The 11,216-nt window shown below is 73.4% G+C and carries 8 protein-coding genes; 7 read left to right on the forward strand and 1 reads right to left on the reverse strand.

The features are described from left to right. The first annotated feature begins 108 nt into the window (after positions 1–108). The 4 genes from IF30_RS0127680 (at position 109) to ftsY (ending at position 6,107) form a co-directional block, all read left to right on the forward strand. Positions 109–408 (forward strand): acylphosphatase, encoded by a 300-nt coding sequence (locus IF30_RS0127680; RefSeq protein WP_030243473.1) that lies wholly within the window; start codon positions 109–111, stop codon positions 406–408. A 423-nt stretch (positions 409–831) separates the two neighbouring features. Further along, positions 832–1,035: a hypothetical protein gene (locus tag IF30_RS0127685; RefSeq protein ID WP_030243474.1), complete on the forward strand. Its 204-nt coding sequence runs from the start codon at positions 832–834 to the stop codon at positions 1,033–1,035. A gap of 160 nt (positions 1,036–1,195) precedes the next feature. Beyond that, entirely contained in the window at positions 1,196–4,825 is a 3,630-nt protein-coding gene (gene smc / locus IF30_RS0127690; RefSeq protein ID WP_078891756.1) for a chromosome segregation protein SMC, read from the forward strand. 55 nt (positions 4,826–4,880) lie between these two features. Then, positions 4,881–6,107, forward strand: a complete 1,227-nt coding sequence (ftsY, locus tag IF30_RS0127695) for a signal recognition particle-docking protein FtsY (protein WP_030243477.1) — start codon at positions 4,881–4,883, stop codon at positions 6,105–6,107. 122 nt (positions 6,108–6,229) lie between these two features. Here the strand turns inward: ftsY and IF30_RS0127700 are convergent, their stop codons facing one another. Next, the gene (locus IF30_RS0127700; RefSeq protein ID WP_030243479.1) at positions 6,230–6,910 is read right to left on the reverse strand and encodes a bifunctional DNA primase/polymerase; all 681 of its coding nucleotides are present in this window, start codon (positions 6,908–6,910) and stop codon (positions 6,230–6,232) included. 668 nt (positions 6,911–7,578) lie between these two features. On the opposite strand from IF30_RS0127700, the gene IF30_RS0127705 reads away from it, so the two are divergent. The 3 genes from IF30_RS0127705 (at position 7,579) to IF30_RS0127715 (ending at position 11,148) form a co-directional block, all read left to right on the forward strand. Further along, positions 7,579–9,033, forward strand: coding sequence for a hypothetical protein (locus tag IF30_RS0127705; RefSeq protein ID WP_030243480.1), 1,455 nt, complete (start codon positions 7,579–7,581; stop codon positions 9,031–9,033). Positions 9,034–9,403: 370 nt separating this feature from the next. After that, complete coding sequence (locus tag IF30_RS0127710; protein WP_078891757.1) at positions 9,404–10,810, forward strand: ammonium transporter; 1,407 nt, start codon at positions 9,404–9,406, stop codon at positions 10,808–10,810. Continuing rightward, positions 10,810–11,148, forward strand: coding sequence for a P-II family nitrogen regulator (locus tag IF30_RS0127715; protein WP_030243483.1), 339 nt, complete (start codon positions 10,810–10,812; stop codon positions 11,146–11,148). Before IF30_RS0127710 ends, IF30_RS0127715 begins: the two co-directional genes overlap by 1 nt. The last annotated feature ends 68 nt before the right edge of the window (positions 11,149–11,216 follow it).

Here is an 11,216-nt window from a genome sequence, read left to right on the forward strand (position 1 = left end):
TCCAGCTCTTCGGTCGTCACAACCCGAATGCTGGACACCCTCCCCGCATGTCCGGAGCAGAACCGGCAAACCCAGCTGACTTCGGAACTACTCGTCTAGGGTCGGGGCATGCACGGTCGCGACGCCCACAGTGAGGAACCCGTCCGGGTCACCGCCTGGGTCCGGGGGAAGGTCCAGCAGGTCGGGTTCCGCTGGTGGACCAGGGCACGGGCGCTGGAGACCGGCTTGACCGGCTACGCGAGCAACCTCGGCGACGGCCGGGTGCAGGTGGTGGCCGAAGGGCCCGCGGCCGACTGCGAGCGACTGCTGGCCCTGCTGCGCGGCCCGGACACCCCCGGGCACGTCAGCGGTGTGACCGAGATCTGGACGGCCGTCGGCCCTGGCTACCAGGGTTTCGAGATCCGCTGAACCGCCGCCCGCCGCCGCTTTCCCCGCCCGCCCGGGAAAGCGGCGAAAAGATCGGGAACTGTCGGTGTCACGAGGTTGCCATCCGGGCAGACTCGTGGTTGACTCCGCATCGAACGATGATCCACGAGCACGTGGTGGACCCGCCCCGATGGCCCCCCAGGCGTGAGCACTCCGCCGGGCAGGTGACAGGGGCGCGGTAGCGTGCGGTGATCGTGTTGACCCGTACCGTCTTTGGTGAGACGCTGGAAGCCCGCGCACACGACCGCGTTTTCCCGGCAGGCGCCTGCCCTCGTGAGCCCAGCTCACGGTGCTCGCGCCGAAGTGCCCAGCCAGCACTTCCGGTGACGCGCCGCGCGTGCGTCCCCCTTCCCCCTAGACCTGGACCATTCCGGTTCGGTCACTCAGCGTGGAGGACCATACATCATGGCAAAGGCGCTTCTCGGGTACGTCGGCGGCCCCGACCCGCGAATGCTCTCCGAGATGCGACGGCTTCAGCAGCGCGTCCAGGACCTTGAATCCGAGCTCCTTCGGATGCAGGCCGAGAACGACGCGCTCACCGCTGTCGCTGACGAGCACTCGCTGCTCAACAGCATCGATCTGGATCAGCGGGAGCCGGCTCTCACCTGAGTCCCGCCCGGTCCTCGCAGATCGACGCCGCTGTGCACTGAGCCGCCCCGAAAGGGACGCAGCTTGCAAGGGACGCCCGGATGTGGCGTCCCTTCGTCGTGTCCGAGTCCGGATACAGTCGCACGCTGGGGCCCCTGGCGAGCGACGAGGAGACCGGCGCGTGCACCTGAAGAGCCTGACGCTGCGCGGCTTCAAGTCCTTCGCGTCCAGCACCACCCTGCGCTTCGAGCCGGGCATCACCTGCGTGGTCGGCCCCAACGGCTCCGGCAAGTCGAACGTGGTGGACGCGCTGTCCTGGGTGATGGGGGAGCAGGGGGCCAAGACGCTGCGCGGCGGCAAGATGGAGGACGTCATCTTCGCCGGGACCAGCGGGCGCGCCCCGCTCGGCCGCGCCGAAGTCAGCCTCACCATCGACAACACCGACGGCGCCCTGCCGATCGACTACGCCGAGGTGACGATCACCCGGACCATGTTCCGCAACGGCGGCAGCGAGTACGCGCTCAACGGCGAGACCTGCCGCCTGCTGGACATCCAGGAACTGCTCTCCGACTCCGGCATCGGCCGGGAGATGCACGTCATCGTCGGGCAGGGGCAGCTGGACTCCGTCCTGCACGCCGACCCGATGGGCCGGCGCGCCTTCATCGAGGAGGCGGCCGGCGTCCTCAAGCACCGCAAGCGCAAGGAGAAGGCGCTGCGGAAACTGGACGCGATGCAGGCCAACCTCAACCGGATCCAGGACCTGGTGGCCGAACTGCGCCGCCAGCTCGGCCCGCTCGGCCGACAGGCCCGGATCGCCCGGCGGGCCGCCGGCATCCAGGCCGAGCTGCGCGACGCCCGGCTGCGGCTGCTCGCCGACGACCTCTCCACGCTCCGCCGGGCCGTCGAGGCCGAAGTCGCGGACGAACTGGCGCTGCGGCTGCGGCGGACCACCGTCGAACAGGAACTGGCCCGCGCGGTGCAGCGCGAGCGCGTCCTGGAAGCCCAGGTCCAACAGCTCGGGCCGAGCCTGGAGACCGCCCGGCAGACCTGGTACCGGCTCTCCGCGCTCGCCGAGCGCACCCGCGGCACCCTCGGGCTGGCCGAGGCCCGGGCCCGGCACGCCGCAGCCGGCGGCCACGGCGAGGAGCGGCGCGGACGGGACCCGGAAGAGCTGGAACGGGAAGCCGAACGGGTCCGCGAGGAGGAGGCCGCGCTCGCCGAGGCACTGGAGGAGGCGCAGTACGCGCTCGCCGAGGCCGTCGAGCGCAAGGACGGACTGGAACGGGAGCTGGCCGCCGAGGAACGCCGGCTGCGCGACGCCGCCAAGGCCATCGCCGACCGCCGGGAGGGCCTCGCCCGGCTGCAGGGACAGGCCGCCGCCGCCCGCTCCGGGGCCGCCTCGGCGCAGGCCGAGATCGGCCGGCTCACCGAGGCCAGGGACGAGGCGCTGCTGCGCGCCGAGGCCGCGCAGGGCGAACTGGACCAGCTCCGGCAACAGGTGGACGGCCGCGCCGGGGACGACCGGCAGGCCGAGGCCGACCACCAGGCGGCGCGCGAACGGCTGGCCGCCGTCGAGCGCGAACTCGCCGCCGCCCGGGAGACGGCCGGCGCCGCCGAGCGCGAGCGGGCCGGACTGACCGCGCGGCACGAGGCGCTCTCCCTCGGACTGCGGCGCAAGGACGGCACCGGCGCGCTGCTGGCCGCAGGGGAGCGGCTGGGCGGGCCGCGCGGCCCGGCGGCCGTGCAGCTGCGGATCGAGGCCGGGTACGAGACGGTGGTGGCGGCGGCGCTCGGCGCGGCGGCCGACGCGGTGGCCGTCGAATCGCCGTCCGCCGCCGTCGAGGCACTGCGGCTGCTGAGGGCGGACGACGCCGGCCGGGCCGCGCTGCTGATCGCGGGTGCGGCCGAAGCCCCCCACCACGGCGTCGAGTTGCCGGACGGTGCCCGTTGGGCCGCCGAACTGGTCGACGGCCCGGCCGAGTTGACCGCCGCCGTCCGGCAGCTGCTGGCCGGGGTGGCGGTGGTCGCGGACCTGGACGCGGCGCTGCGGCTGCTCGACGAACACCCCCGACTGCCCACCGCCACCCCGGTGACCGCCGTGACCATGGACGGCGACCGGCTCGGCACCGGCTTCGCGCACGGCGGCTCCGGTGGCGCGCCGAGCCTGCTGGAGACCCAGGCCGCGGTGGACGAGACGGCCCGGGCGATCGACGAACTCGCCGCCCGCTGCGCCGAATCGGCCGAACGGCTGGCCGAACTCACCGAACGGCGCCGGGAGTCGGCCGCCGAAGTGGAGCGGCTCGCCGAGCGGCGGCGGCAGGCGGAGCAGGAACGGGCCCGGGTCGCGGGCGCGCTCGGCCGGCTCGGCGGGCAGGCCCGCGCCGCCGCCGGCGAGGCGGAGCGGCTGTCGGCCGCGGCCGCCCGCGCCGAGCAGGGCCTGGCCGGCCTGCTGGCCACCGCCGAAGAACTGGCGCAACGTCTGGCCGCGGCCGAGGAGTCGGCGGACGCCGGCGCGGACGAACCGGACGGCGGAGAGCGCCGGCGGCTGGCCGCCGCCGCGAGCGACGCCCGGCAGGCCGAGCTGGAGGCCCGGCTCGCGGTGCGCACCCACGAGGAGCGGGTCCGCGCGCTCACCGGCCGGGCGGACCAGCTGGACCGGGCCGCCCGGGCCGAGCGCGAGGCGCGCGCCCGGTCCGCCGAGCGCCGGCGGCGCGCCGAGCACGACGCCGCGGTGGCGAACGCCGTCGCCGCGGGCGCCCGGCAGCTGCTCGCCTGCCTGGAGGTGTCGCTGGCCCGCGCGGACGCCGAGCGGGCGGCCGTCGAGCAGGCGCGCACCGAGCGCGAGCAGGAGCTACGGGAGCACCGCGAGCACGGCCGCGGCCTCAAGGAGGAACTCGACAAGCTGGTCGACGCCGGGCACCGGGACGAGGTGCTGCGCGCGGAGAAACGGCTGCGGACCGAGCAGCTGGAGGCCCGGGCGCTGGAGGAGTTCGGCATCGACGGCGGCGAGCTGCTGGCCTCCTACGGGCCGGACCGGCCCGTCCCGCCCGCGACGCCGGAGGACGGGCAGGAGCCGGGGGAGCCGTACCCGTACGTCCGGGCCGAGCAGGAGAAGCGGCTGAAGGCCGCCGAGCGGGCGTACCAGCAGCTCGGCAAGGTCAACCCGCTGGCGCTGGAGGAGTTCGCCGCGCTGGAGGAGCGGCACACGTTCCTCGGCGAGCAGCTGGACGACCTCAAGCGCGGCCGGCGCGACCTGCTGGACATCGTCCGGGACGTGGACCAGCGGGTCGAGCAGCTGTTCACCTCGGCGTACCACGACACCGCCGCCCAGTTCGAGGGCGTCTTCGCCCGGCTCTTCCCGGGCGGTGAGGGCCGGCTGGTGCTGACCGACCCGGACGACATGCTCGGCACCGGCGTCGAGGTGGAGGCCCGGCCGCCGGGCAAGAAGGTCAAGCGGCTGTCGCTGCTGTCAGGCGGCGAGCGCTCGCTGACCGCGGTGGCGCTGCTGGTGGCCATCTTCAAGGCCAGGCCCAGCCCGTTCTACGTGATGGACGAGGTGGAGGCCGCGCTCGACGAGACCAACCTGCGCCGGCTGATCGGGATCATGGAGGAGCTGAGGGAGAGCTCCCAGCTGATCGTGATCACCCACCAGAGGCTGACCATGGAGTCCGCCGACGCCCTCTACGGCGTGACGATGAAGGGCGACGGCATCTCGCAGGTGATCAGCCAGCGGCTGCGCGCGGCAGGACCTCCCGGCCGGCGAGCCCCCGGAGAGCCCCGGGAACGGCGGAGCGCACCGCTCCTTTCGTGACGGTCCAGGGCGGCTGCGGTCCATCCGGGCTCCGGTCGCGGATACTGGAGCGGATATGGAATACGTGATCCTTGCCGTAGTCATCGCCGTGGTCGCCGTCGGCGCGATCGCGGGCCTCGTCGTTTCCGGCAGACGACGCCAGCAGCTGCCCCCCAAGTCGCAGGCGCCGGTCATCACGGCGCCGAAGCCCACCCCGCGGGAGCCCCAGGTCGGCGAGGAGTCCGCGCCGCCGACCGAGGAGCCCCGCCGCACCGTCGAGGAGGTGGAACTCCCGGCGGATCCCGAGGCCGCCGGGGCCGTGGAGGTCGTCGAGGTCGAGCCGGCCGAGGCCGAGGCGGCTCCGGCCGTCGAAGTCCCCGAGCCCACCGCCGGCCGGCTGGTCCGGCTGCGCTCGCGGCTCTCCCGCTCGCAGAACTCGCTCGGCAAGGGCCTGCTCTCGCTGCTCTCCCGCGAGCACCTGGACGAGGACACCTGGGAGGAGATCGAGGACACCCTGCTCACCGCCGACGTCGGCGTCGCCCCCACCCAGGAGCTGGTCGAGCGGCTGCGCACCCGGGTGAAGGTGCTCGGCACCCGGACACCCGACGAGCTGCGCGCGCTGCTGCGCGAGGAGCTGGTCGAGCTGATCGGCAAGGACGCCGACCGCACCGTCCGCTCCACCAAGCACGAGGAGGGACCGGCCGTGGTCCTGGTCGTCGGCGTCAACGGCGTCGGCAAGACCACCACCACCGGCAAGCTGGCCCGCGTCCTGGTCGCCGACGGCCGGACGGTGGTGCTCGGCGCCGCCGACACCTTCCGTGCCGCCGCCGCCGACCAGCTGCAGACCTGGGGCGAGCGGGTCGGGGCACGCACCGTGCGCGGCCCCGAGGGCGGCGACCCGGCCTCGATCGCCTTCGACGCCGTCAAGGAGGGCATCGCCGAGGGCGTCGACACCGTGCTGATCGACACCGCCGGCCGGCTGCACACCAAGACCGGCCTGATGGACGAGCTGGGCAAGGTCAAGCGGGTCGTCGAGAAGCACGGCCCGGTGGACGAGGTGCTGCTGGTGCTGGACGCCACCACCGGCCAGAACGGCCTGATCCAGGCCCGGGTCTTCGCCGAGGTGGTCGACATCACCGGCATCGTGCTGACCAAGCTGGACGGCACGGCCAAGGGCGGCATCGTGGTCGCCGTGCAGCGCGAGCTGGGCGTGCCGGTCAAGCTGATCGGCCTGGGCGAGGGCGCGGACGACCTGGCGCCGTTCGAGCCGGGTGCGTTCGTGGACGCGCTGATCGGGGACTGACCGGGTACCACCCCGCCGGTGAGGGTCCGCTCCTTCGGGGGCGGGCCCTTTCGCGTGCCCGGCCTCCTGCGGGCGCGCGCCAAGTTTCTGCCGGGTTTTCCTACGGCGCGTGCCGGGGCTCGCTACGAGGCCAGCCAGGCCGGCTCGGCGGTGCGCTCGCGGCTGCGGTGGCAGGCGTACGCGAGGGTGCCGAGCAGCAGCCGGGCCTCGGGCGGGCAGCCGGCGTTGTCGCGGGTGGGGCGGCGCAGCCAGCGGACCGGGCCGAGGCCGCCGAGGACGGTCGGCGGGGCGGCGACGTAGCTGCCCTCGCCGTGGCAGGTGAGGTCGAGCGCGGCGTCGTCCCAGCCCATCCGGTACAGCAGGTCGGGCAGCCGGCGGGCGGCGCCGGCGGCGACCAGGAACTGCAGCCGGCCGGTGGGCGCGGCGAGGACCGGCCCGACCTGGGTGCCCATCCGCTCCAGCCTGACCAGCGCCTGCAGACCGGCCTGCTCGGGGACGTCCAGGACGTCGAAGGCGCGGCCGGTGGGGAACAGCACCGAGCCCTCGGCGCCGCGGGTGGCGCGGCTGCGGCCCTCGGTGCCCGGTACGGGGTGCAGACCGGGCGCGGCGCAACGGGCGGAGCCGCAGGGACAGCGGGTCGGGGCGGTGGCGGCGTCGGCGGGGCCGCCGGTGGCGACCGCCCAGCCCCAGCGGCCGGTGTACTCCGCGGCGGCCCGGGACGCGGTGGCCTTGGTGCGGCGGCGCGCGCCCAGCGGTGCCAGTCGCAGGTGCCCCAGCCGGAGTTCGCCGAACAGGTTGTCCATGCCTCCCCCAACAGGTTCTCGTTGCCGATGGTTACGGGATGGTGACTGTGTGTTGATTGTCAGCTGCGTGGTGCGTGGTGCGGTGGCGGCGCGCAGCGCGTGGCGTGCGCCTCTTCCGGGGGTGTGCCTCGGGCGCCGCCTTGTCGGGGCGGCGCGGATGCCGGATCGTCGTGGGCGCGGGACTGGTGCCGCCCGGAGTGGGTGGTGAACTCGCCTGTGGCTGCGGGGTATTGCCGGGTCTGCCGGGTCCGCCGGGATGAGCCGGAGGACTTGGCGGCCCGCATATGCCGGACCGTCGCGACTATCCAGTGAAGCGTGTGCCCCCTGACTTCGGTTCACTCCTGGGGGTGGCGAAAGGTGGCGTTTCGCCAGGGCCGCTCCCACGGGCCCCTCGCGGGGCATTACGTTCAGCACGCGGATGTCGTCAGGGAGTCGGCTCCTGGCCTTTCGGGGAACGGGAGTTGGGAAGCTGACGGGTCGTCCGCGACGATGGCACACCAGTACGACGACAGTACGACGACGACAGCACGACGACAGCACTGAACTGACGACAGCACGACGACGCGGCACGGCAGCACCTCAGGCACGGCACGTCTGGCAAGAGCCCGCAACCGTCGGGCGTCACGATCGGGGGCCCCGCGAGGGGCCGGGCGGGATGGGACGTTCCCATGGCAGAGAAGCAACCCAATGAGAAGCTGACCACGTGGTTCGCCCGCAGCGGCTGGTCCAAGGGCGAGTTGGCCCGCCAGGTCAACCGCCGGGCCCGGCAGATCGGCGCCCACCACGTCTCCACCGACACCTCGCGGGTGCGCCGCTGGCTCGACGGCGAACAGCCGCGCGAGCCGATCCCCAAGATCATGTCGGAGCTCTTCTCCGAGCGGTTCGGCTCGGTGGTCTCGATCGAGGACCTCGGCCTGCGCGCCGCGATCCCGGTCTCCACCGTGGGCGGCGGCGTCGACCTCCCGTGGAGCGGCCCGCAGACCGTCCAGCTGATCAGCGACTACTCCCGCAGCGACCTCATGCTGAACCGCCGGGGCTTCCTCGGCACCTCGCTCGCGCTGACCGCCGGCGCCGCCCTGATCGAGCCCATGCAGCGCTGGCTGGCCCCCGGCCCGACCGGCATCCCCACCCCGATCCTCACCGCCGCCAACGGCGGCGAGGCCTTCACCGGCCGGCTCTCCGAGCCCGAGCTCGAACTGCTCGAGCAGACCACGGTCATGTTCCGGCAGTGGGACGCGCAGAACGGCGGCGGGCTGCGCCGCAAGGCCGTCGTCGGCCAACTCCACGAGGTCACCGACCTGCTCCAGGAGACGTACAGCGAGGACACCACCCGGCGGCTGTTCCGACTCACCGCCGAACTCGCCCACCTGGCCGGGTGGATGTCCTACGACGTCGGGATGCACCCAAGCGCCCAGAAGTACTACGTGCTGGCCCTGCACGCGGCCAAGGAGGCCGGCGACCGGCCGTTCGGCGCGCTGATCCTCACCGACATGAGCCGCCAGATGATCCACCTCAACCGGGGCGAGGACGCCCTGGAGCTGATCCACCTGGCCCAGTACGGCAGCCGCGACACCGCCACCCCGCGCCAGCAGTCCCTGCTGTACGCGATGGAGGCGCGCGCCTACGCCACCATCGGCGAGGTCAACCGCTGCGCCCGCGCGATCCGGCTGTCCGAGGACACCTTCACCGACATCCGCGAGGGGGACGACGAGCCGGACTGGCTGAAGTTCTTCTCGCCGGCCGAGCTGAACGCCGAGAACGCGCACTCCTTCCGCGACCTCGCGTACCACTCCGACAACGCCCGGCTGTACGCCTCGATGTCCGCGCCGGTGATGGAGCGCGCGGTCGACCTTTTCCGGCAGGACGGCGACCACGTGCGCTCGTACGCCTTCAACCTGATCGGCATGGCCAGCGTGCACCTGCTGCAGAACGAGGCCGAGCAGGCGGCCGTGATGGCCGAGCAGGCGGTCGACATCGCCACCAAGGTGCGCTCGGAGCGGCTGAACTCCCGGGTGCGCAAGACCACGGAGGCCGCGGCGGCCCGGTTCAAGGGCGTGGACGCGGTGAGCCGGCTCAAGGAGCGGGTCGTCCAGGACATCCCGGAGTACGTCTCGGTGGTCTGAGCGGCCGCGCGCTCCTCCTGGCTCCGCCGCTCTTCCCTGGCTCCGCCGCTGCTCCCGGGCTCCGCCGGGCCCTCCCGACCCCACCGACCGTGGCGGCCGCCGCCGCCACGGCCGGTGGCGTTCCACCGGTGCGGCGTCCCCCCGCCGGACGGGTCGGCGGCCCGTGCGGCGGCACGGTAGCCCGTCCGGACGACGGCGGGGACGCGGTTCACGCAGCCGTAACCCGGGCGTCGCACGCGTCACGGCCGCGAAACAACCGGCCGCACTGGCCGAAACCAGCCTTCGGCACGCTCCTGTTCATCGCCGACACCCCGGGTGGCACGGGACAGGTACCCGGGTGCGGATCGGCTTTGACGCAGAGGAGACGCCGATGCCGGACGGCTTCAGCGCAGGCGACACCGCCTTCGTACTCATCAGTGCGGCCCTGGTCATGCTGATGACCCCGGGCCTGGCCTTCTTCTACGGGGGCATGGTCAGGGCCAAGAGCACGCTCAACATGCTGGCGATGAGCTTCCTCTCGCTGGGCATCGTCACCGTGCTCTGGGTCCTCTACGGGTACTCGCTCAGTTTCGGGCCCGACTCGTTCGCCGGACTGATCGGCAACCTGGACTTCCTCGGGATGCGCGGGATCGGCCTGAACGAGCTGACCGGGAGCATCCCGATCACCGCCTTCGCGGTCTTCCAGCTGATGTTCGCGATCATCACCCCGGCGCTGATCAGCGGTGCCATCGCGGACCGGGCCAAGTTCGCCGCCTGGGGCCTGTTCATCGCGCTCTGGGTGACGATCGTCTACTTCCCGGTCGCGCACTGGGTGTTCTTCTTCGACGGCGGCCACGGCGGCTGGCTCGGTGACCGGAACGGCGTGATCGACTTCGCCGGCGGGACCGCCGTGCACATCAACGCCGGGGTCGCGGGCCTCGCGCTCTGCCTGGTGCTGGGCAAGCGGGTCGGCTTCAAGAAGGACCCGATGCGCCCGCACAGCCTGCCGCTGGTGATGCTCGGCTCCGGGCTCCTGTGGTTCGGCTGGTTCGGCTTCAACGCGGGCTCGGCGCTGGCCGCCAACGGGGTCGCCGCGATGGCACTGGTCAACACCCAGGTCGCCACCGGTGCGGCGCTGGTCGGCTGGCTCGTCTTCGAGAAGCTCAAGCACGGCGCGTTCACCACGCTGGGCGCCGCCTCCGGCGCGGTGGCCGGGCTGGTCGCCATCACCCCGGCCTGCGGCTCGGTCAGCCCGCTCGGCGCGGTGGCGATCGGCCTGATCGCGGGCGCCGTCTGCGCCGCCGCGGTCTCCCTCAAGTACCGCTGGGGCTTCGACGACTCGCTGGACGTGGTGGGCGTGCACGCGGTGGGCGGGGCGATCGGCTCGCTGCTGGTCGGCCTGTTCGCCACCGGTGGCGTCGGCCAGGCGGCCAAGGGCCTGTTCTACGGCGGCGGGCTGGGGCAGCTCGGCAAGCAGGCGCTGGGTGTGGCCGTCGTCGCGGCGTACTCCTTCGTCCTGTCCTGGCTGCTGGCCAAGGCGGTCGACAAGCTGGTCGGCTTCCGGGTCGCCGAGGAGGTCGAAGTGGCCGGCATCGACCAGGCCGAGCACGCCGAGTCCGCCTACGATTTCAGCGCCGTCGGGGCTGGTCTGGCCCGGGCCCTGCCGGGCCTGGCCGCCGCCGCGCCGGCCGGCCCGTCCGCCGGGAAGCCCGCGGCGGCGTCCGCCGGGAAGAGCGCCGAGAAGCCCACCGAGAAGGCCGCCGGAACGACGGCCGAGAAGACCGAGGTCGACGCCTGATGAAGCTCATCACCGCCGTGATCAAGCCGTACCGCCTGGACGAGGTGAAGGCCGCGCTGCAGGCCTTCGGGGTCCACGGCCTGACCGTCACCGAGGCCAGTGGCTACGGCCGCCAGCGCGGCCACACCGAGGTGTACCGGGGCGCCGAGTACACCGTGGACCTGGTGCCGAAGATCAGAATCGAGGTCCTGGTCGAGGACGAGGACGCCGACGACCTGATCGAGGTCCTGGTGAAGGCCGCCCGGACCGGGAAGATCGGCGACGGCAAGGTCTGGAGCATCCCGGTCGACACCGCCGTACGGGTCCGCACCGGCGAGCGCGGCCCGGACGCCCTGTAGCCCCCACACCCATGGCGGGCCCGTGACCCCCGGGGAGGGGACGCGGGCCCGCCCACGGCGTCCCTCCG

The organism is Streptomyces sp. NRRL S-350 (assembly GCF_000719705.1).
GTDB lineage: Bacteria > Actinomycetota > Actinomycetes > Streptomycetales > Streptomycetaceae > Kitasatospora.